Raw genomic sequence first — 20,709 nt, forward strand, 5'->3', positions numbered from 1 at the left:
GAAAGCGCAGCCGAAACGATCGACATGTCACACCGCCTGCAATCCGGGCTGGCCGTCGAGGATCACGAACGAACGGAGCGTGGTGACCGGCGCGCCGTGCTCGGTCACGCTCGCCACAGTGCGGAAGTCGGCCCGCACCTGGGTACGGGAGATGGTCGTGCGCGTGTACCCCCGGCGGTCCGAGTAGAAGCGCAGGTGCGGGTTGTTGGCGACGTCCGGGATGGTGGTGCTGCCGGAGCCGTTGCCGCCCGAGCTGATCGACGTGCAGACGAGTTCGGTGCCGACCGTCGCCGAGTTGGGGTTGGCGTAGTCGGCCTTGAGGTCGTTGGCCCAGGCGCGGTGCACGTCGCCGGTGAGCACCAGCGGGTTGCGCACGCCGCGCTGTACCCAGCCCTGCTGGATCCGGTTGCGGGAGGCCCGGTAGCCGTCCCACGCGTCCATGCTGGCCGCTCCGGAGGCGTCGTACCGGCGGGCGAAGAAGACCTGCTGGCCGAGGACGTCCCAGGTGCCGGAGTGCTGCGCGAGCCCGTCCAGCAGCCAGGTCTCCTGCGCGCCGCCGGTGAGCGAGCGGGAGGCCAGGTCGGCGTCGGCGCACACCTTCCAGCCGTCGCCGCACGCCTGGTCCGAGCGGAACTGCCGCGTGTCGAGCATGTGGAAGGTCGCCAACTGTCCCCAGTGGACACGCCGGTAGAGCGGGATGCTGTTGCCGCTCGGAGCGGAGGAGGGGCGCAGCGGCATGTTCTCGTAGTATGCGCGGTACGCCGCCGTGCGCCGGGCCGTCCACTGTGCCGCGGTCAGCGCCGGGCTGTTGTCGGCGCGCGTGTTGGCGGCGTAGTTGTTCTCCACCTCGTGGTCGTCCGGCACCACCAGCCACGGCGCGGCCGCGTGTGCCGCCTGGAGGTCGGGGTCGGACTTGTACTGCGCGTACCGGCGGCGGTAGTCGGCCAGCGACACGATCTCGGCGCCCGCGTGCTCGCGCACCGAGCCGGCCGTGGCGGCGTCCTCGTAGAGGTAGTCGCCCAGGTGCAGCACCAGGCCGGGGGCGTCCTCGGCCAGCCGCCGGTACGCCGTGTAGTAGCCGGACTCGTAGTGCGCGCAGGAGGCGAACGCCATGACCAGGTCACGCCCGAACGTGCCGGCCGCCGGCGCGGTCCGCGTACGCCCGATCGGCGAGATGTGCCCCTGCGCGCGGAAGCGGTAGAAGTAGTCGGCGTCCGGGGCGAGCCCGCCGGCGACGACGTGCACCGAGTGCGCGTCGGCGTACCGCGCGGTCACCGAGCCGGACGCGACCAGCGACGTGAACCGGTCGGAGGTCGACACCTGCCATTCGACGACCACGTCGGCGTTGGCCATCCCGCCCTGCCCGTCGGCGTTGAGCGGGGAGGGGGCCAGCCGGGTCCACAGGACCACGCTGTCGGACGCCGGCTCACCGGAGGCCACGCCCAGCTTGAACGGGTACGGCACCGCGGCGGTCGCCGACCGTGAGGGGATGGCCGCGGCCCCGGCGACCGCGAGTCCACCGAGGACGAAGGTACGACGTGAGAGGTTACTCATGGCCAACAACTGTGAATGTCATGGATGAACGAAGCAAGGCCCGTCGATGAAAATTTTTGCCGGGATCGATGACTGGACGGCTTTGGGGACCGGCAGCCCGGCCGCAGCCCGGCGACCTGACCGGCTCCGGCCTACCGCTCGGGAAGCATCGGCCTCATGAAGGTGCGGTCGTAGCGCACCACGCAGCCGCTGCTGTCACGGATCTGGTCCGCGGCGACGAAGTCGGGATCCACGCCGAACAGCGAGCGGTAGCGCTCGTAGTCGGCCAGCGACGGAAACGAGAACAGCGCCAACGCCTGGTCGCTCGCGCCTTCCGCCGGCAGGAAGTAGCCGTGGTGGTTACCGCCGTTGCGGTCCACCAGCTTCATCCATGCCCGCCCGAACTCCTCGAACTCGGCGATCCTGCTGGGGTCGATGGTGTAGTGCACAACGCAGGTGATCACTCTTCGCAGGGTAGAACAGTCACGGCCCCCGGGAGGGTGCGGATGTACCCGGCCGCGGTCGGCGAGCCACCGGGCGGTGTCGCGTCGACCGAACGATCAGGTCAGCCCGTCCGACCGCCCGGCGACCGCCTGGGCCGTCCCACCAATTGACCAAGTCCTATCGGTTTACCTAGCATCGAGATCGAACTAAGTGATGAAGGAAGTGTTTGTGCTGCGGGGCGGCGCCGGAGTCCGCGACCTCGCCGCCGTGGGAGGCGAGGCGCCCGGCGTCATCCCCGGCCGACCTCGGCGTGCGGTGTCGGGCGCACCCCGGCCGCGAAGGCGAGCAGGTCGGCCTCGCTCAGCCCGACCGCCGGCGCCGCCTGGACCACCAGCGTGCGCCCGTCGCCGAGGTCGACGGAGAGCACCGACGCCGCCGCGCCGTCGGCGAGTCGTCCCGGGCGGCCGCCCACCGCCACCGGCCGTCCGGCGGGGGAGACCTCGTCGGTGTACGACAGCAGCACGGTGAGCTTGCCGGCGAAGTCGTGGCTCGGCCGGCTCCGCTCCGGGCGAAACGACACCGCCGTCGCGCCCACGATGTCCGGTACGGTGCCCGGCGGCAGGACGGCGAAGTCGAACGGGCGGCGCACCGGCACCGCGCCCGGCGCGAGCCCCTCCGCGTACCGGACGAGCGACTCGTGTGCCAGGTGGCGGTCGGCCTCCACGCGCAGCCACCGGCCGTCCGGCTCCTGCCAGGTGAGCGCGGTGCCGGTCCGGCCCGCCTCCAGCCGCGCCGTGCGTTCGTGGACCACCACGCTGTACGCCTTTACCGCCGGCGCCCACTCCAGGCGGGGCGGGGCGAGCGCGTTCACCGTGACCGTGAGCGTCCGCTCCCCGGCTCCCGCGTGCCGCAGCCACGGCAGGCCGGCGGAGATCTCCGCGACCGGCTCGCCGTATCCGGGCAGGCTCACGGTCGGCACGAAGGGGAACGGCGTCAGCGACAGCGGGCCGGTGTCCGCGGCCTCCACGGTGGAGGGTTGCCCCGGTGTCCACACGCGGCTCGTCACCGGCACCGCCATCAGCACCGCCGCGGCCGCCACCGCCACGCCCACCGCCCGCGCGCGGCGCCGTTCCCGCCGGGCCCGGCCGTGCGCGCGCCGTACCAGGTCGGTGGTGGGCCCGACGCCGGCGGCGCGGTCGGTGAGCGTCACCCGGACGAGGTGTTCGATGTCATCCACTGCGGGCCTCCGACGTGACGGTGGAGAGCGTGGCGCGGAGCGTGCCGAGTGCGCGGAAGGCGTGCACGCGTACGGTCGCCGGGGCGCAGCCGACCAGGTCGGCGATCTCCGCGTCCGGCAGGTCGAGGTAGTAGCGGAGCACGAGCACCGCCCGCTGCACGCGGGGGAGCGTGGCGAGCAGTGCCCACATCTCGTCGCGCGCCGCCACCTGCTCGGCCAGCACAGCGAGGTCGGCGCTCTCCGGTACGGCCGGCACGACCGCCTCGGTGCTCGACCGGCGGCGCCGCCAGGAGAGGTACTGGTGCAGGAGCGCCCGCCGCACGTACGCCTCCGGCGGCTCGGCGCGCGCGATCCGGCCCCACCTGCGGTACACCTTGGCCAGCACCTCCTGGAGGATGTCCTCGGCCAGGTGCCGGTCGCCGCACATGAGGTAGCCGAACCGCAGCAGCGCCGGGCCGCGTGCGGTCACGAACTCCTCGAACGAGATCATCGCCCTCCCCACCGGTACACGCGATGGGGCGCCCGATCCGTTTCGTTAGCCAGGTCACGGCCCCTCCGGGACCGGGTCGTCGTACGAGCCGGCGGGCCCCCGGTACTGGCGGCCGTCGCGCAGCGGCCAGCCGTACGCGACGCAGCCGTGCAGGCCCAGCGTCTGCTGCTGCATCACGGGCGCGGGGCGACCGGGGCCGGGGCACTTCTCGTGGCCACGGCCGAGCCGGTGCCCCACCTCGTGGTTGACCAGGTACTGGCGGTACTGCTCGAGCGGGGCGCCGTACCGGGGCACGCCGTGCGCCCACCGCGCCACGTTGAGCACGACCCGCTCCCCGTTGCGGCACGAGGTGTACCCGTCGTCGCCGGGGCAGAGGTCGTCGCGCGTACCGGGAGTGGTGAGGTAGACGGTCAGGTCGTACGGGGAGCCGTAGCCGACCCGCTGGAGCCGCCACCGCCCGTCGCCGGTCCAGCTCCGCGGGTCGGCGAGCGTGCGGGTCACCTCGGCGGCGAACGCGTCCGGCTCGATGCCGCCAATGCCCCGCTCCACCGCCACGCGGTACCGCATGAGCTGCCCGGACCGCCCGGCGACCGGACCGCCGCCGGCGGCGAACAGCCACGTCCCCGCGCCGCGCGCGGGATAGGTGATCCGGGGCGGAGGCGGTGACGTCGTCGGCGGGGGCGGCGCGGTGGTGGGGGAGGGCGGTGGCGGGGTGACCGGCGCGGCGGAGGGGACCGGCCGGTCCGCCAGCCCGGCGCGCGCGGCCACCAACCCCGCGAGCACCGCCCCGCACGCCACCGCCACCGCAACGATCCGCCGTCCCCGCATGCCATGATCACGCCGCGGGGGCGGCGTCGCGTTTCAGGTGGCCGCGCTGCTGTCCGTTCCGGCCAGGAAGCCCGTGACGGCATCGAGGAAGCGATCCGGATCGGTGCCGTGCACGTTGTGGCCGGCCGGGATCGTGACCATGCGGCCGCCGACGAGGCGCGCGGCGAACTCGGACAGCGTGCGGTTGGGCAGGTGGCTCGCCGGCCCGCCGGAGATGACCAGCGTGGGGATGGTGAACTCGTCGGCGCTCGTCCACCACCGGGGGTCGGGCTGGTTGAGCTGCTCGATGATCGCCGGCCGCACGTCCCAGTCGTAGGGCACCGGCCCCTGCGGTGGCGGCGGGACCGGCAGCCCGAGCGGCACCGGCGGCGGCATCTCCTCCAGCACCAGGCGGCTCACCCACTCGGGGTGATCGAGGGCGACCAGGTAGGCCACCACGGCGCCCATCGAATGACCGACCATCGACGCCCGCAGCACATGGAGCTCGTCCATCAGCGCGAGCACGTCTTCGCGCATCAGCTCCAGCGAGTATCGCCCGGGGCGCTCGCTGCTGCCGTGGCCGCGCAGGTCAGGCGCGTACACCGGCCAGCGCTTGGCCAGGACCGGCGCCACCTCGTCCCAGGTCGAGCTGTCGGTGGCGCCACCGTGCAGGAGGATCAGCGGCTCTTCGCTCTCCTCGACGTCGCTCGAAATCCAGGACCGGTAGTGCAACCGCACTGGCATCACGCTGCCCAACGTAGCCCAGACCGGCCCCCCGCCGGGGCCGCTCGCTGGCCGCCGGCTCCGCACGCCGTGGACCGCGTCCGCCCGGCGCATCCACGTCCAGGCGGCCGCCGAGGTCAGAACATCACGCACCACTCGCCGTCGCGGACGTCGAAGGGGTGCGGGATGAGCCGGCCGGCGCCCTCGAAGCCGATCTCGACGGTCGCCGGCCACTCGAACCGGGGACCGTTTATCTCGGCCGCCCCGGTCACGAGGACGTACTCGCTGCCGCCCGGAGTGCTGTTCTCCTCGCCGAACTCCTCCCAGAGCAGCCCGCCGCCGGAACGCTCGCAGGTGAGCGCGATGGCCGTCGCCTCCTCGCCGCTGTTGACCGCGTCCGCGTAGCGCTTGGCGGCCGCGAGCAGGTCCGCCTCGCTCGGCAGCGCGACATCCGTGGCGGGCTCGGTCGGTGCCGTCTCCTGCCTGGTCAGGACGTACGCGGCGACGCCGGCCGCGCCGAGTCCGAGGACCACGACCGCGACCACGGCGGCGACGATGCCGATGACCAGCCCGGTACGGCAACGCGGCCGTGGCTGTCGTGGTGGTGGCGGTACGGGGTGGTAGCGGGTCGGCTGCGGCGGCCCGTACGACATGCTGATGCTCCCGGTGACGACAGTGGACGCGGCCGAGTCAACCAGGTGGCGACTTCAACCCGGCTTCACCCGTTCTGCCGCCGTTCGTCGTGACCGGCGCGGCAACCTGGTAGTGGACCCCGCCCACCTAAGGAGACGAGATGCGAAGAAGCCTCATCGGGTCGGCGGCCGCGCTCTTCGCGACCCTCGCCTGCACCACTCCCGCGCCGCCGGTGACCGGCACGGCCGATCCCGGGTACCACGTGCTGGTCTTCTCCAAGACCGCCGGCTTCCGGCACGACTCGATCCCGGATGGGATCCAGGCCATCCGCGACCTCGGCGCGGCCGACGACTTCGGCGTGACCGCGACCGAGGACGCCGCCGCGTTCACCACGGACAACCTCGCGCGGTACGAGGCGGTCGTGTTCCTCTCCACCACCGGCGACGTGCTCGACGCCGCGCAGCAGACCGCCTTCGAGCGGTACATCGCGACCGGCAAGGGGTACGTCGGCGTGCACGCGGCCGCCGACACCGAGTACGACTGGCCGTTCTACGGCGACCTGATGGGCGCCTACTTCGCAGCCCATCCGGCGATCCAGCGGGCCGACATCCGCGTGGAGCACCACGATCACGCGGCGACCGGGCACCTGCCGCGGACCTGGACCCGCACCGACGAGTGGTACGACTTCCGCGCCAACCCCCGCTCGTCCGCGCGCGTGCTGGCCAGCCTCGACGAGTCCTCGTACTCCGGCGGGGGCATGGGCGCCGACCATCCGATCAGCTGGTGCAAGACCTTCGGCGGCGGGCGGTCGTTCTACACCGGGCTCGGGCACACGCGGGACACGTACGCGGAGGCCGACTTCCGGGCGCACCTGCTCGGCGGCATCCGGTACGCGGCCGGCCACGCACCGGCCGACTGCCAGCCGGAGACCGGCTAGACCACTCTCCTCGATGGATCGAGGGCGGCGGTTGGCCGTGCGTTCGCGTTCCGACGAGGCTTGCCCGCGCCTTTTAGGGTGTGGACCTATGCGGCGAGGCTTTCGGGCGGGTACGGCCGTGTTTCTGGCCGCGTCCCTGTTGAGTGGCTGTTCGTCGGCCCTGCCCGACCGGCCGCCCCCGAGCGCGCGGGCCGAGGCGCCGCTCCCGCAGGGGGTCGCCGACCCGGCCGTGCCGCCGAGCGCGGTGCCGCCCGAGCCCGCCTGCGACCCGCGGGCCAGCCTGCGCCCCGCCGGCGCGCTGCCGCCGCCCGGCCGGATGCCGTCGGGGTCCACAATGGACAAGATCCGGGCGCGGGGCATGCTGGTCGCCGGCGTCGACCAGAACAACTACCTCTTCGGCTTCCGTGACCCGTTCACCGGGCGGCTGGCGGGCTTCGACATCGACCTCGTACGCGAGGTGGCCCGGGCCATCTTCGGCGACCCGGAGCGGGTGAGGTACGTGGTGGTGACCCAGGCGCAGCGGCTCACCGCGGTCAACGGGCAGGTCGACCTGGTGGCCAACTCGATGACGATCACCTGCGCGCGGCGCGAGCTGGTCGAGTTCTCCACCAACTACCTCGACTCGGGGCAGCGCGTGCTCGTGCCGGAGACCTCCACCGTCACCGGCATCCACGATCTCGGTGGCAAGCGGGTCTGCGCGGCGGCCAACACCACGTCGATCCAGGCCATCATCGACGCGCCGGCCCGCCCGGTGCCGGTCTCGGTGGTCGACTGGACGGACTGCCTGGTGCTGCTCCAGCAGGGTCAGGTGGACGCCATCTCAACCACCGACAACGTGCTCGCCGGTCTCGCCGCGCAGGACCCGACCACGAAGATCGTCGGGCCGCGCTTCAGCGACGAGCCGCACGGGCTGGCGTTCGCCCGCGGCGCCACCGATTTCGTCCGCTTCGTCAACGCGGTCTTCGACCGGCTCCGCGCCGACGGCGGCTGGATGCGCATCTACAACCGCTGGCTGCGCCCCACGCTCGGCCCGGTCGCCGCGCCGCCCCCGGCCCGCTATCGGGGCTGACCGGGCACCTCTTCCCGATGGTTCCGCTCGCCCTCGCACTCCGGCAGGCATCCGGCCGAGCTGGTGGCGGAGCTGACCGCCTGAGACCCAAGGCCGGCGTTCGTCACCGGGCGACGCCGCCCGTAGGGGGAGCGAGTCGGGGCGAACACGGATGCTAGGGCATAGATCACCTTCATAGGCTGCACATAAGACATGTGGAGCGGATGGAGGAGATAGGTATGCGAGCTCTGGTGGGAGCGGTGCTCAGCGCCGTGCTTGTCGTGACACCGGCGAGCGGTGCCGCCGCGGGGGCGGCGTCGGGAGCCGGCGATCGGCGGGCGCTGCAGGATGCCGCCGACGACCTGCGTGACCTGGGCGTCACGGGCGTGCAGGCGCTGTCCAGCGAAGGGCGCCACCCCAGTGCCGCGCGCTCCGGTGTGGCCGACATCCGCACCGGCGCGCCCGTGCCGGACGACGGCTACTTCCGGATGGGCAGCAACACGAAGACCTTCGCCGCCGTGGTCGTACTCCAACTTGTGGCGGAGCGGCGGCTGTCGCTCGAGGACACCGTCGACCGCTGGCTGCCGGGAGTCGTCTCGGGCAACGGTCACGACGGGCGGCGGATCACCGTACGGCAGCTGTTGCAGCACACCAGCGGGATCTTCAACTACACCAACGACCTGCCGGGGCTGAACTCGGCGGAGGAGTACGAGCGGCTTCGCTTCGTGCACCGGGACCCGGCGGCGCTCGTGGCCATCGCCATGCGGCACGGGCCGGCCTTCGCGCCGGGTACGAGCTGGGACTACTCCAACACCAACTACATCCTCGCCGGCATGATCATCGAGCGGATCACCGGCAAGCGCTGGGCGACCGTGGTGCGGGAGCGGATCACGGGGCCGCTCGGCATGACGCGAACGTACTCGCCGGGCGACGTGCCCACGCTGCCCCGCCCGCACGCCAAGGGATACCAGCAGTTTGAGCCGGGCGGCCCGCTCGTGGACACGACGCTGCTCAACATGAGCATGGGCTGGGCCGCCGGTGACCTGGTCACCACCCCGACCGACCTGGCCCGCTTCTGGCGGGCGCTCCAGAGTGGACGCCTGCTGGCGCCGGCCCAGATGGCGCAGATGCACCGGACGGTGCCGGCGGTGACCTTCCAGGACCTGTGGCCGGGCGCCCGGTACGGCCTCGGGATCATGTGGACGCCGTCGAGCTGCGGCGGCTACTGGAGCCACGGCGGCGACGTGCCCGGCACGAGCACGGTCAACGGCGCGACCGGCGACGGCAGCCACGCGGTGGTCCTGGCGCTCACGACCCGGCTGGCCGGGGAGGAGGAAGCCCTCGCGGTGTACCGGCGCGCGGACCGGGCGGTGGCCGAGGTGCTCTGCTGAAGGGGGACAGCCCGGCCGTGACGACGAGCGATTCGTCCGAACGGTCGGGCTGTGTTACCTGAACGTGACTTGCCATCGATGGGTCCCATTGGGCTTAATTCGTTAAGCCAGATTACAAATTGCGGCGGTGGCCTCGGCGGGCCAGCTCCGCACCACGCCCGCACCGGTCTTCGGCGAGCCGATGCGAGGTCCCCGCTGTCCCATCCAGCGAAGGAGTTCCTTCGTGCCAGCAGTTCGCCGAAGCCGCGGGATGCGCGGCTCTGCCAGACGCACCCTCCTCCTCGCCGCCACCACCGTCCTCGCCGCGGCCTCGGCGCTGGTCGCGGGGGCGCCGCCGGCACAGGCCGCGCCGTTACCCCAGGCGCCCGCGGCGGCGGCCGAGCCGTACTCCGTCCTGGTGTTCTCCAAGACCGCGGGCTTCCGCCACGACTCGATCCCGGCCGGCATCGCGGCGATCGAGCGGCTCGGTGCCGACAACGGCTTCACGGTCGACGCGACCGAGGACGCCGGCGCGTTCACCGACGCCAACCTGGAGAAGTACGCGGCGGTGGTCTGGCTCTCCACGACCGGCGACGTGCTCGACGCCGACCAGCAGGCCGCCTTCGAGCGGTACATCCGGGCCGGCGGCGGCTACGCGGGCATCCACGCCGCGTCGGACACCGAGTACAGCTGGGCCTGGTACGGCGACCTGGTCGGCGCGTACTTCGCGTCGCATCCGGCCAACCAGACGGCCACCATCAAGGTCGAGGATCCGGCGCATCCCTCCACCGCGCCGCTGCCGGCCAAGTGGTCCCGCTTCGACGAGTGGTACAACTTCCAGACCAACCCGCGGGCCGACGTGCACGTGCTGGCCAGCCTGGACGAGCGCACGTACACGCCGGGCGCCGGTGCCATGGGCGCCGACCACCCCACCGCCTGGTGCCACGACTACGACGGCGGGCGCTCCTGGTACACGGGCAGCGGCCACACCATCGAGTCGTACTCGGAGCCGAACTTCCTGGCCCACCTGCTCGGCGGCATCCAGACCGCGGCCGGGGCTGTCGACGCCGACTGCGCCGCCTCGCAGACCGGCAGCTTCGAGAAGGTGACGCTGGACAGCAACACGCAGAACCCGATGGAGCTGGACGTCGCGCCGGACGGCCGGGTCTTCTACATCGAGCGGGACGGCCGCGTGCAGATCGTGAAGCCGGACACCGGCACCACGGTCACCGCGATCGACCTCGACGTCTTCACCGGCAACGAGGACGGCCTGATCGGCATCCGGCTCGACCCGGACTTCGCCACCAACGGCTGGGTCTACCTCTACTACGCGCCGAACGACGGCGTGGCCCGCAACCGGCTCGCCCGCTTCACCGTGCAGGGCGACTCGATCGCGCTGAGCAGCGAGGTGCCGGTCATCGAGGTGACCACGCAGCGCAACACCTGCTGCCACGCGGGCGGCAGCATGGTCTTCGACGGCGACGGCAACCTCTACCTGGCGACGGGCGACAACACCAACCCGTTCGAGTCGAACTCGTTCACACCGATCGACGAGCGGTCCGGCCGCCAGGACTTCGACGCGCAGCGTACCTCGGGCAACACCAACGACCTGCGCGGCAAGGTGCTCCGGATCCATCCCGAGGAGGACGGCTCGTACACGATCCCGGCCGGCAACCTCTTCCCGCAGGGCACCGCGCAGACCCGTCCCGAGATCTACGCGATGGGCTTCCGCAACCCGTTCCGGATCGGCATCGACAAGCAGACCGACACGCTGTACGTCGCGGACTACGGCCCCGACGCCGGCGCGGCCAACCCCGACCGCGGCCCGGAGGGCACCGTCGAGTGGAACGTGGTCACGCCCGGCAACTACGGCTGGCCGTACTGCCACGGCGCGAACTACGCGTACAACGACTACACGTTCCCGTCCGGCCCGAGCGGTCCCAAGTTCGACTGCGCGGCGCCGGTCAACAACTCGCCGAACAACACCGGTCTGACCAACCTGCCACCGGCGATCTCCGCCACCGTCGACTACGACTACAGCGGAAACCCGCTCTTCCCCGAGATCGGGGGCGGCGGCGCGCCGATGGGCGGCCCGGTCTACCGGTACGACGCGGCACTCGGCTCCGACCGCAAGTGGCCGGCGTACTTCGACGGCAAGGCGCTGTTCGGCGAGTGGAACCAGAACAAGATGTACACGTTCCAGCTCGACGACGACGCCAAGTCCCTTGTGGACATCAACCAGCTGCTGACCGGCATGACGTTCCTGCGCCCGATGGACTTCGAGTTCGGGCCGGACGGGGCGCTCTACATGATCGAGTGGGGCACCGGCTTCGGCGGCAACAACGACAACTCGGGCGTCTACCGGATCGACTACATCGCGGCCGACCGGGCCCCGATCGCCGTCGCCTCCGCGGTGCCGACCAGCGGCCAGCCGCCGCTCACCGTCCAGTTCTCCAGCGAGGGCTCGCGCGACCCGGACGGCGGCGCGCTCACGTACGCCTGGACGTTCGGCGACGGCGGCACCTCGGACCAGCCGAACCCCTCGCACCAGTACACCGGGGCCGGCAACTACACCGCGCAGCTGACCGTCACCAACCCCAAGGGCCGTACCGCCGTGGCGAACGTGCCGGTCACCGTCGGCAACACCGCGCCGGTCGTGACCATCGAGTTCCCGCCGCAGGGCGGCTTCTTCGACTGGGGCGACCAGGTCAACTACACCGTCAGCGTGACCGACCCCGAGGACGGCGAGATCGACTGCGACAAGGTGACGTTGCAGTACTACCTCGGGCACGACGAGCACGCCCATCCGTTGCAGTCGTACACCGGCTGTGAGGGCACCGTGCAGACCTCGCTCGCCGCCGGCCACGGCGCCGACGCCAACGTGTTCGCGGTCTTCGAGGCCTCGTACACCGACGGCGGCGGCTCCGGTGGGGCCAACCCGCTGACCGGCCGCTCGATCGAGCAGCTCCAGCCGAAGCGCAAGCAGGCCGAGTACTTCGCGCAGACCGGCAAGGCGCCGGACGGCCTGGGCACCGGCGACCCCGGCGTGGTGCGGGAGACCACCGGCGACACCGCGGGCGGCTTCCAGAACATCGGGTTCATCGAGGACGGCGACTGGTGGACGTTCGACCCGGCCAACCTCTCCGGCATCGACACGCTGCGCTTCCGGGTTGCCTCCGGCGGCAACGGCGGCACGATCCAGGTGCGTACCGGCGCGGTCGACGGCCCGCTGCTGCTCACCGCGACGGTGCCGGCGACCGGGGCGTGGCAGACGTACACCGACGTCTCCGTCGACCTGCCCGCGCCGAGCACGACAAGTGGAGCGCTGTACTTCGTCGCCCGCAACAACCCCGGTGACACCGGAGGGGGCGGCCTGTTCAACGTCAACTGGGTCGACTTCCTCGGCCGGGGCGTGACCGACAACGCGCCGCCGGTGGTGAGCGTGTCGGCGACCCCGACCACGGGCACCGCGCCGCTCACCGTCGAGTTCACCGGTACGGCCACCGACCCCGAGGGCGACACGCCGCTCACGTACGCGTGGGACTTCGGCGACGGCGGCACGGCGAACACGGCCAGCGCCACGCACACCTACACCGCACCGGGTACGTTCACCGCCACGCTGACGGTGACCGACGCCCGCGGCGCCAACGCGTACGCGACGGCCCAGATCCGGGTCGAGGCGCCGAACACGTCCTGCTTCGGGGCGCGCTCGGACGACTTCCTCGGCACGACGCTCGACAAGACCCGATGGTCCACAGTGGTCCGGGAAAACCAGCTCTACTCGGTCCAAGGCGGCTCGCTGGTGCTTCCGACCGCGGTCGGTGACCTCTACGGCTCGCGCAACGACGCCACCAACATCGTGCTCCAGCCGGCGCCGAGCGGTGCCTGGCAGGCCACGACGAAGTTGACGCTCGCGACGGCGGCCGACTACCAGCAGGCCGGCCTCATCGTGTACGGCGACGACGAGAACTACGCCAAGCTCGACGTGCTCCACTCGGGCAGCCGGCGGGTCGAGTTCATCCGGGAGACGGCCGGCACCCCGCGCAACGAGGGCGCCGACAGTGCCGCCGCACCGACCGGCTCGGACACCATCTACCTGAGGTTGACAAGTGACGGCACCAACCTGACCGCGGCCTTCTCCGCCGACGGCCAGACCTTCACGCCGGTGGGCCGGGCGGCCGCGCTGGCCGGCATCACCGAGCCGAAGGTGGGCGTCTTCGCGCTCAACGGCGGCACGGCCGCCCCGGTGGTCGACGCGGCGTTCGACTGGTTCCAGATCTCGCCGGACGAGCCGGGCGCCCCGGTGACCCCGTCCGACGAGTTCGACGGCACCAGCCTGGACAAGTGCCGGTGGGACGCGATTGTCCGCGAGGAGCCGACCGCGTACCGCGTGCAGGGCGGCTCGCTCCACGTCGACGTGCCCAACGGCGACATCTACACGACCAACAACACCGGTCCGACGAACTTCGTCCTCCAGCAGGCGCCCGCCGGCGACTGGACGCTGGAGACGAAGGTCGACGGAAGCCTGCTGAACGAGCAGTACCAGCAGGCCGGCCTGCTCGTGTACGCAGACGACGACAACTACCTTAAGCTCGACTACATCGTGGACAACACGGCCGGCCAGCCGGTGACGCGGCGGATCGAGTTCCGCAGTGAGATCGCCGGCGTGGTGCAGGACCCGCAGCCCCAGGTCACCAACCTCACCAACGCGGTGTGGTACCTGCGGCTGGCCAAGGTCGGCAACGCCTACACCGGGTCGTACTCGGCGGACGGGCAGACCTGGACCGCGTTCGAGCCGCTGACCAACGCGGCGGTGGGCGCGGAGCCCAAGGTGGGTCTCTTCTCGCTCGGCGCGGCGCAGACCGCCCGCAAGACGGTCTCGTTCGACTACTTCCGGCTCAGCACGGAGCAGGAGGACGACACCGCGCCGGTGACGGTGGCCACAGTGGACGGTACGGCGGTCGAGGGCTGGTACACCGGCCCCGCGACGGTCACGCTGGCCGCCACGGACGACGAGGGCGGCAGTGGGGTCGAGCGCACCGAGTACCAGCTCGACGGCGCCACGACCTGGACCGCCTACACCGAGCCGATCCTGGTGGCCGGCGACGGGACGCACGAGGTGCGCTTCCGTTCGGCGGACGAGGCCGGCAACGTGGAGGCGACCAAGTCCGTAGCCGTGCGGATCGACGCGACCGCGCCGGTGACCACGGCGACGTTCGCGCCGCCGTCGGACGGTGGTTGGCACGCCGGGGCGATCCCGGTGACGCTCTCCGCGACCGACGCCGGCTCGGGCGTGTCCACGGTGGAGTGGTCGCTCGACGGTGGCCCGTGGACGCCGTACACGCAGCCGGTCGACGTGACCGGCAACGGCGAGCACGAGCTGCTCTACCGCGCCACGGACAAGGCCGGCAACGCCGAGACGCTCAAGTCGGCGGTGCTGCGGATCGACGGTGACAAGCCGACGGTCCTCGTCTCCGGCCTCGCCGACGGCCAGCTCTACGGCGACAGCCAGGACGTGCGGGTCACGTTCCAGGCGGTCGACCCGACCTCCGGCATCCAGTCGCTGGTCGGCGAGCTGGACGGCAGGCCGTACCAGTCCGGCACGCTCCAGGTCATGTACGACCTCACGCTCGGCATGCACGAGCTGGTCGTGACGGCCACCGACAAGGCCGGCAACGAGACGACGGCGAACGTGCGGTTCTTCGTCACCACCTCGTTCCGGGACATGCAGAACCTGATCGACCGCTTCAAGGCGACCGGGCAGCTCTCCAACAAGGCGCACCGCCAGCTCAGCAACAAGCTGGAGGCGGCGCGGATCTCCGAGGCCACCGGCAACGACAAGCGGGCCGTCCAGCAGCTGCGGGCGTTCGTCGGACTGGCGTCGGACCCGGCGCTGGTCACCGACGCCGACGTGCGGAGCGTGCTGGCCCGCGACGCGGAAGCCATGATCGTCCGGTTGGGCGGCGAGGCGACGGCGGCCGGCAAGAAGGCCAACGGAAACAAGTCGCTGGCCGGCACCGGACGCGTCGACGGTGACGCGACCCGCGTGCCGGAGGGCGGCAAGCTCTGACCGCACGGTCGTGGGGCCGGCCGCCGCGCTGGCCGGCCCCACGGCCATCTCCTGGGGAGGCTTCCGGATGAGCAACAAGACGCGGGTACGGCCGGCGGCGCGCGGTGTCCAGCCGGCCCCGTCGCCCGCTCGCCGGATCGCCCCGCTGCTCATCGCGTTCGCGGTCGGGGCGCTGCTCGCCGGTCCGATCGGTGCGCTGGCGGCCGACTCCGGCGGTTCGTCCTCGTCCTCTTCGGACGATCGGGTCGCCGCGCTCCAGGCGGAGGAGGCGAAGCGGGACGCGGCGCAGATCGTGGAGCTGACCGGCAAGGCGCGGCAGATCCAGGGCAGCCTGGTGCCGGTGCTCGACGCGCTGGCGACCGCGGTGCCGGTGGGGAAGCCACCAGGTCCCGCAGCCAGCCCTTCCGACGTGGCCGGCTGGCAGTCGGTCACCGGCAAGGCGGTGGCGGACTTCGCCGACCCGCCCTCCGGTGGCACCGGCACCAACATCGCCCGGTCCGGGCTCGCCGCGGCCGTACGCACGCTGGACGCGGCCGTCGACACGTACGCGGCGGCACTGGCCCAACCGGAGGCGTCCCGCGCGGCGCTTCTCGAACTCGCCGGCCGCCAGCGGGACATCGCGGTCGCCACCTGGTCGACCGCCGCGACCCAGCTCGACGTGCTCAACGTCGACTCCGGCAACGGCCACGCCCACGTCTTCCTGCCGGCCGCGCCGGGGCAGGGGGCGCTGACCGCAGACGGCGTACCGGAAGGGAAGTGACATGCTCCGTAGGCTCCTGGCCGCGCTCGCGGCCGTACCTCTGCTGGCGCTCGTGCCGGCGGCGCCCGCCGCGGCGCACGGCGGGCCGGTGGCGCTGGAGGTGGCCGGCGACGGCGCGACCGGCGTGACCGTGCGGGCGACGTACGAACAGGACGGTCATCCGGTGGAGGACCGCGTGCTGCGGCTCGTGCTCACCGCCTCGGCCGAGGGCGGCCGGCAGGTCGGGCCGGTGCAGCTCGACCCGTCGAACGAGGGGCAGGGCTTCTACACCAGTGGCGCGGTGCTCACGCCGGGCCGATGGACGGTCGTGGTGACCGCCCCGGACCCGAACGGCGCCAGGGTCGAGACCACCGTGGAGGCGAAGGTCGCCCAGACCGCCCCGCCGCCGGTGGACGCCACCGCGGAGTCCGATGGCGAGGGCGGCGGCACGTGGCGCTGGTGGGTCGCGGGCGCCGCGCTCCTGGTGGCCGTGGTGCTGGGGCTCGCGCTCGCGACCCGCCGCCGTACCTCCGTCTCCTGACCGGACCCGGCGACCCCGACGGTGGAAAGCGCCCTGACCGGCGGCGCGTGGCTGCCATAGTGTGAGGATGTCCCGATCGCACCAGGCGGCGGTGCTGTACGCGGCGCTCGGCGCGGTCCACGTCGCCGGCGCGGTGGCGCACGGCGACCTGGTCGACGATCTCACCAAGCCGCTGCTGATGCCGTTGCTCGCGCTGTACGCGGTGGCCGCCCACCGGGAGCGCGGTGCGCGGGTCAGCCGGCGGCTGCTGCTCTCACTCGCCTTCGCCTGGGCCGGCGACGTCACGCTCCAGATCGGCGGCACGGTCGCGCTGATCGCCGGGATGCTGCTCTTCGCGGTGGCGTACGGCATCTACGCCGTCGAGTTCATCCGCACCGGCGCCTTCCGGCTCCGTCGCCGGTGGCTCCACCTGACCGGGTACGCGGCCGTGGCCGCCGGCGCGCTCGCCTGGCTGTGGCCCGGTCTGAGCGAGCGCGGGGTCGCCTGGCCGATGGCCGGGTACGCCGGGCTGATGGCGGTGATGGCGGCGAGCGCCACCTCGTGGGGCTGGCGGGTCGGCGCCGGCGGTGGCCTGCTCCTCGCCTCCGACGCGCTCATCGGTGTCGGCCTCGCCGAGACCGTCGACCTGCCGGGCCGGGCCGCGCTGGTGATGGCCACGTACCTCCTCGGCCAGGCCCTCGTCGTCGCCGGCTGGGCCGCCCGCGCCCCGCGCCGCGAGCCGGCCCGACCGGCGTCTCGCCCCGCCGACCTGGCGTCCGCGTAACGTAGGCGCGTGTTCGAGGGGTTGGTGGCACGCGCGGCGGCCTTGGCGGGCGACGAGCGCGCGGTTCTCGGGATCGCCGGCTGCCCGGCCGCCGGCAAGTCGACGCTGGCCGAGCTGCTGGTCAGTGGGCTCAACGCGGCGGGCACGCCGGCCGCGCTCGTGCCGATGGACGGCTTCCACCTGGCCGACGTGGCGCTCGAACGGCTCGGCCGCCGCGGTCGCAAGGGCGCGATCGACACGTTCGACGCCGACGGCTACCTCGCGCTGCTCCGCCGCCTCCGCACCGAGCGCCGCCGGACGGTGTGGGCGCCCGGCTTCGCCCGCGACCTGGAGCAGCCGATCGCCGGCAGCATCGGCGTCGACCCCGAGGTGTGCCTCGTGGTGACCGAGGGCAACTACCTGCTCGCCGACGCCGAGCCGTGGCCCGAGGTGCGCGCCGAGCTGACCGAGACCTGGTACGTCGACCTCGACGAGCCGGTCCGCCACGCCCGCCTGGTCGCCCGCCACGTGCTCTTCGGCAAGTCCGACGCGGAGGCCCGCCGCTGGATCTCCATAGTGGACGATCCCAACGCCGGGCTGATCGCGGCGACCCGCCACCGCGCCGACCTGGTGGTGGACATGTCGCTGATCGACGCCCGCCCCTCCTGAGCCCGGTTTGACGCCGGCGCCCCGCGGGGCGTTGTTTTGACGGCGGCAGGGGCGGTATGACGGTGGCGTGCCGTGGGGGCGTTGTTTGACGGTGGCCCGGCGCGTTGTTTGACGGTGGCCGCAGGTGCGGGGGCGCCGGCGGTGGGCGGCGCCCCCGCGTCTCGTTCAGGCGACCGCGACCGGGGCGTCGAAGTGCTCCGTGAACGTGTCGACCAGCAGCGTGCGTCCCTTGAGGTCGGCGACCGTCTCCGGCCCTATGACCCCCTCGACGCTGGGGTGCTGCCCGGCGCCGCCCTCCGGGCCGAGCGGCACCGCGATCATCGGGGGCGCGACCTGGTAAGTGCCCAGCTCGCCCTCGCCGGTGAGGAGCGCGGTGAGGTTGGCGGCGAGGAAGTCGGCCTGGAGGCCGGCCATGGCCGCCATGTCCCGCTCGGCGTCGGAGATGTCGCCGATGGCGAAGACGCGATCCTGGCCGTGTACCCGAAGCTGGTCGTCGACCCGCAGGTAGCCAGCCTCGTCGCGGGCCTCGGCGAGCGCGCCGCGCAGGTAGCCGGTCGCCGGCGTGACGCCGAAGCAGCGGAACCAGATGTCGGCCGCCAGCTCGTCGCCGGCCTCGGTGCTGACCGAGAAGGGGGAGGCGTGCCCGGCGCGACCTCGGGGAGGCCGCGCAGCGCGCTGCCGAGCACCAGCTCGACGTCGAGCTTTTCGAGCTGGCGCCGCAGTTCCTCGCGCAGGTCCTGGCCGAAGGGGCCGGCCAGCAGGTCCGGCGCGCGGTCGGCGACGGTCACCTTCTTCTCCGGAAACGCCGTCTTGATCTCGCCGGCCAGCTCCAGCCCGGCCGCCCCGGCGCCGACGACCAGCACGCGCGGGGCAGCGCGCAGCGCCTCGTGAGTGGCGCGCATGCCGGCGCGGACGGTCGCCGAGTCGGCTTCGCCCCACTTGGCCGGCGTGGGGTAGTACGAGCCGGTGGCCAGGACCAGGTAGTCGGGCTCCAGCGTGGTGCCGGACGCGAGCGTGACCCGGCGCCCGTCCACCTCGACCGCGCGGTCGCGCAGGAAGCGGCCGTGGTGCAGGAGGCGCTCGTATGGGAAGAAGATCCGGTCCAGCCACTCCGGCTCGACCAGCGCGCGCCAGGAGGCGACGTTGTGCAGGAACGCGTCGGACGGGTCGACGAGCGTCACGTCCGCGACGCCGTCGAGCGCCTTGGCGACCTTGAAGCCGCCGTAGCCGCCGCCGAGGACCACCACGCTGGGGCGGGAAGCCGTCTGCTGGGTCATGGGGGTTGCTCCCACTCGTTGTATCGATGCCACGCCTGCTGGCATAGCGACTTCGAAAAGACTAGCGCCAACGGCGAGGCTAGTATGGAGGAATGGCGGTGAGATCCCCGCAACACGTCGACCACGGCGCCTGCGCCCGTGGCGACGCGGCGCTGGGGCGCGCCTTCGAGCTGCTCGGCAAGCGCTGGACCGGCGTGGTGCTGGGCGGCCTCCGCGCCGGCCCGGCCGGCTTCCGCGAGCTGGCCCGCGCGACCGGCGGCGTGAGCGACTCCGTCCTCTCCGACCGGCTGGCCGAGCTCACCGAGTGCGGCCTGGTCTCCCGCACCGTCGACCCCGGGCCGCCGGTCACGGTCTCCTACGCGCTGACCGAGCGGGGCGAGGCGTTGATGCCCGCGCTCCAGGAGCTCGCCCGCTGGGCCGAGGAGCACCTCCCCGAAGCCGACTGACCCGGTCGGGGCCGGCTCCCGCCCCTCCAGATCAAGGGGCCGGGTCCGTGCGTGGCGAGAAGTTGACCCAATGGAGCCTGTCGCAAAATTGCTCGATCACAGTGAGTGTCGAGAAGAACACGGCTGTATCGGTCGCTGGCCGTCGAACGGCGGCCAGCGAGGGTTAGCGCGACCCTCGGTTCGCGCGAATCTGACGATTTTGCAACAGGCTCTTTGGGGTCAAGAAATCGCCACGGACGCACGGCGGCCGGAGCCGCGAGCGCGTCGCGGTCGGGCTTGACCGCTTCCGCATGGGAACGGCCCGGCGTCTGGACAGCGGACGCCCGAAGCAGGGCGAAGGCGACCGGACCACGGCGAGCATCGCGGCTGGCCACATATGTCCCCTTGGGACAGATCGTCTAGGTCGGGGGCGGGTCGGCGGCCGCGGCGGAACCTCCGGTTCCTCGATGCCGGAGGAAGTTTAGGCTGTTGCGGTGACTGTCGACCTCGACCGACATGTGTACGGCCCCGTTGACGCGCCCCTGACCGTGATCGAGTACGGCGACTTCGAGTGCCCGTACTGCGGCGCGGCGGCTCCCGTGCTGCGCAAGCTGATCGACGGGGCGGACGGTGCGGCGCGGATGATCTTCCGGCACTTCCCGGTCTTCTCGAAGCATCCGTTCGCGCTGACCGCCGCGCTCGCCGCCGAGGCGTCCGGCGAACGGTTCTGGGCGATGCACGACCTGCTCTTCACGAACCAGGACCGGCTCACCGACGCCGACCTGGCGGTGTACGCGGAGACCGCCGGCGTCGAAGGCGCGGTCACCGGCGACGCGGTGCAGGTGCACCGCGAGGCGGTCGAGGCCGACTACGACCAGGCCGTGATCGACGGGGTGCGCGGCACGCCGACGATCTTCGTCAACGGGCGGCTCTACCAGGGCCGCCTCGAACTCGGCACGCTGCGCGCCGCGCTCGGCCTCCGCCACTAGGTCTGCCTCGAGGGCATGGCCGGCCTGCGGCGGGC

The 20,709-nt window shown here is 72.5% G+C and carries 17 protein-coding genes and 3 pseudogenes; 10 read left to right on the plus strand and 10 right to left on the minus strand.

Going from position 1 to position 20,709, the window contains the following annotated elements:
* Nucleotides 1-27 precede the first annotated feature (27 nt).
* The 7 genes from ACFFIA_RS14080 to ACFFIA_RS14110 form a co-directional block, all read right to left on the minus strand.
* Entirely contained in the window at nucleotides 28-1,554 is a 1,527-nt protein-coding gene (locus tag ACFFIA_RS14080) for an alkaline phosphatase D family protein (protein ID WP_377250825.1), read from the minus strand.
* Between the two features lie 131 nt (nucleotides 1,555-1,685).
* Complete coding sequence (locus ACFFIA_RS14085; protein WP_377250828.1) at nucleotides 1,686-1,997, minus strand: NIPSNAP family protein; 312 nt, start codon at nucleotides 1,995-1,997, stop codon at nucleotides 1,686-1,688.
* A 269-nt stretch (nucleotides 1,998-2,266) separates the two neighbouring features.
* Complete coding sequence (locus ACFFIA_RS14090; protein ID WP_377250831.1) at nucleotides 2,267-3,214, minus strand: hypothetical protein; 948 nt, start codon at nucleotides 3,212-3,214, stop codon at nucleotides 2,267-2,269.
* Nucleotides 3,207-3,704: a SigE family RNA polymerase sigma factor gene (locus ACFFIA_RS14095; protein ID WP_377250834.1), complete on the minus strand. Its 498-nt coding sequence runs from the start codon at nucleotides 3,702-3,704 to the stop codon at nucleotides 3,207-3,209. Before ACFFIA_RS14095 ends, ACFFIA_RS14090 begins: the two co-directional genes overlap by 8 nt.
* 54 nt (nucleotides 3,705-3,758) lie before the next feature.
* Nucleotides 3,759-4,532, minus strand: a complete 774-nt coding sequence (locus tag ACFFIA_RS14100; RefSeq protein ID WP_377250836.1) for a DUF3152 domain-containing protein — start codon at nucleotides 4,530-4,532, stop codon at nucleotides 3,759-3,761.
* Between the two features lie 33 nt (nucleotides 4,533-4,565).
* Nucleotides 4,566-5,255, minus strand: coding sequence for an alpha/beta fold hydrolase (locus ACFFIA_RS14105; RefSeq protein ID WP_377251251.1), 690 nt, complete (start codon nucleotides 5,253-5,255; stop codon nucleotides 4,566-4,568).
* Nucleotides 5,256-5,371: 116 nt separating this feature from the next.
* A complete protein-coding gene (locus ACFFIA_RS14110) occupies nucleotides 5,372-5,887 on the minus strand; it encodes a hypothetical protein (protein WP_377250839.1) in 516 nt (171 codons plus the stop codon).
* Between the two features lie 140 nt (nucleotides 5,888-6,027).
* Between ACFFIA_RS14110 and ACFFIA_RS14115 the strand changes: the two are divergent.
* From ACFFIA_RS14115 to ACFFIA_RS14150, 8 genes and pseudogenes are all read left to right on the plus strand, one after another.
* Nucleotides 6,028-6,801: pseudogene (locus ACFFIA_RS14115) on the plus strand (ThuA domain-containing protein); the annotation flags it as partial.
* A 91-nt stretch (nucleotides 6,802-6,892) separates the two neighbouring features.
* A complete protein-coding gene (locus ACFFIA_RS14120) occupies nucleotides 6,893-7,873 on the plus strand; it encodes a glutamate ABC transporter substrate-binding protein (RefSeq protein ID WP_377250842.1) in 981 nt (326 codons plus the stop codon).
* Nucleotides 7,874-8,091: 218 nt separating this feature from the next.
* Nucleotides 8,092-9,243 (plus strand): serine hydrolase domain-containing protein, encoded by a 1,152-nt coding sequence (locus ACFFIA_RS14125; protein ID WP_377250844.1) that lies wholly within the window; start codon nucleotides 8,092-8,094, stop codon nucleotides 9,241-9,243.
* 223 nt (nucleotides 9,244-9,466) lie between these two features.
* Entirely contained in the window at nucleotides 9,467-15,292 is a 5,826-nt protein-coding gene (locus tag ACFFIA_RS14130; RefSeq protein ID WP_377250846.1) for a ThuA domain-containing protein, read from the plus strand.
* A 67-nt stretch (nucleotides 15,293-15,359) separates the two neighbouring features.
* Nucleotides 15,360-16,052 (plus strand): hypothetical protein, encoded by a 693-nt coding sequence (locus ACFFIA_RS14135; RefSeq protein ID WP_377250849.1) that lies wholly within the window; start codon nucleotides 15,360-15,362, stop codon nucleotides 16,050-16,052.
* Nucleotide 16,053: 1 nt separating this feature from the next.
* Nucleotides 16,054-16,572, plus strand: a complete 519-nt coding sequence (locus ACFFIA_RS14140) for a hypothetical protein (protein WP_377250851.1) — start codon at nucleotides 16,054-16,056, stop codon at nucleotides 16,570-16,572.
* Nucleotides 16,573-16,639: 67 nt separating this feature from the next.
* Nucleotides 16,640-17,335 carry a lysoplasmalogenase family protein gene (locus ACFFIA_RS14145; RefSeq protein ID WP_377250854.1) on the plus strand — a complete coding sequence of 232 codons (696 nt, stop codon included), beginning with the start codon at nucleotides 16,640-16,642 and terminating at the stop codon, nucleotides 17,333-17,335.
* A gap of 9 nt (nucleotides 17,336-17,344) precedes the next feature.
* Complete coding sequence (locus ACFFIA_RS14150; RefSeq protein WP_377250857.1) at nucleotides 17,345-17,983, plus strand: nucleoside/nucleotide kinase family protein; 639 nt, start codon at nucleotides 17,345-17,347, stop codon at nucleotides 17,981-17,983.
* A gap of 165 nt (nucleotides 17,984-18,148) precedes the next feature.
* Here ACFFIA_RS14150 and ACFFIA_RS14155 read toward each other — a convergent pair whose 3' ends face one another.
* From ACFFIA_RS14155 to ACFFIA_RS14165, 3 genes and pseudogenes are all read right to left on the minus strand, one after another.
* Entirely contained in the window at nucleotides 18,149-18,304 is a 156-nt protein-coding gene (locus tag ACFFIA_RS14155) for a hypothetical protein (RefSeq protein ID WP_377251281.1), read from the minus strand.
* A gap of 159 nt (nucleotides 18,305-18,463) precedes the next feature.
* A pseudogene (locus ACFFIA_RS14160) lies at nucleotides 18,464-18,583 on the minus strand (FAD-dependent oxidoreductase); the annotation flags it as partial.
* An 80-nt stretch (nucleotides 18,584-18,663) separates the two neighbouring features.
* A pseudogene (locus ACFFIA_RS14165) lies at nucleotides 18,664-19,305 on the minus strand (FAD-dependent oxidoreductase); the annotation flags it as partial.
* A gap of 47 nt (nucleotides 19,306-19,352) precedes the next feature.
* On the opposite strand from ACFFIA_RS14165, the gene ACFFIA_RS14170 reads away from it, so the two are divergent.
* Together ACFFIA_RS14170 and ACFFIA_RS14175 are read left to right on the plus strand one after the other, a co-directional pair.
* Nucleotides 19,353-19,706, plus strand: coding sequence for a winged helix-turn-helix transcriptional regulator (locus ACFFIA_RS14170; protein WP_377250860.1), 354 nt, complete (start codon nucleotides 19,353-19,355; stop codon nucleotides 19,704-19,706).
* Between the two features lie 473 nt (nucleotides 19,707-20,179).
* Entirely contained in the window at nucleotides 20,180-20,674 is a 495-nt protein-coding gene (locus ACFFIA_RS14175; RefSeq protein WP_377250863.1) for a DsbA family protein, read from the plus strand.
* Nucleotides 20,675-20,709 lie beyond the last annotated feature (35 nt).

Origin of the sequence: Phytohabitans kaempferiae, assembly GCF_042433955.1 — a bacterium.
GTDB lineage: Bacteria > Actinomycetota > Actinomycetes > Mycobacteriales > Micromonosporaceae > Phytohabitans > Phytohabitans kaempferiae.

Coding starts and splice junctions, on each gene's coding strand:
- ACFFIA_RS14140 (WP_377250851.1), top strand. CDS start 16,054: ATGCTCCGTAGGCTCCTGGCCGCGCTCGCGGCCGTACCTCTGCTGGCG.
- ACFFIA_RS14105 (WP_377251251.1), bottom strand. CDS start 5,255: ATGCCAGTGCGGTTGCACTACCGGTCCTGGATTTCGAGCGACGTCGAG.
- ACFFIA_RS14145 (WP_377250854.1), top strand. CDS start 16,640: ATGTCCCGATCGCACCAGGCGGCGGTGCTGTACGCGGCGCTCGGCGCG.
- ACFFIA_RS14135 (WP_377250849.1), top strand. CDS start 15,360: ATGAGCAACAAGACGCGGGTACGGCCGGCGGCGCGCGGTGTCCAGCCG.
- ACFFIA_RS14100 (WP_377250836.1), bottom strand. CDS start 4,532: ATGCGGGGACGGCGGATCGTTGCGGTGGCGGTGGCGTGCGGGGCGGTG.
- ACFFIA_RS14170 (WP_377250860.1), top strand. CDS start 19,353: ATGGCGGTGAGATCCCCGCAACACGTCGACCACGGCGCCTGCGCCCGT.
- ACFFIA_RS14110 (WP_377250839.1), bottom strand. CDS start 5,887: ATGTCGTACGGGCCGCCGCAGCCGACCCGCTACCACCCCGTACCGCCA.
- ACFFIA_RS14155 (WP_377251281.1), bottom strand. CDS start 18,304: ATGATCGCGGTGCCGCTCGGCCCGGAGGGCGGCGCCGGGCAGCACCCC.
- ACFFIA_RS14095 (WP_377250834.1), bottom strand. CDS start 3,704: ATGATCTCGTTCGAGGAGTTCGTGACCGCACGCGGCCCGGCGCTGCTG.
- ACFFIA_RS14120 (WP_377250842.1), top strand. CDS start 6,893: ATGCGGCGAGGCTTTCGGGCGGGTACGGCCGTGTTTCTGGCCGCGTCC.
- ACFFIA_RS14125 (WP_377250844.1), top strand. CDS start 8,092: ATGCGAGCTCTGGTGGGAGCGGTGCTCAGCGCCGTGCTTGTCGTGACA.
- ACFFIA_RS14080 (WP_377250825.1), bottom strand. CDS start 1,554: ATGAGTAACCTCTCACGTCGTACCTTCGTCCTCGGTGGACTCGCGGTC.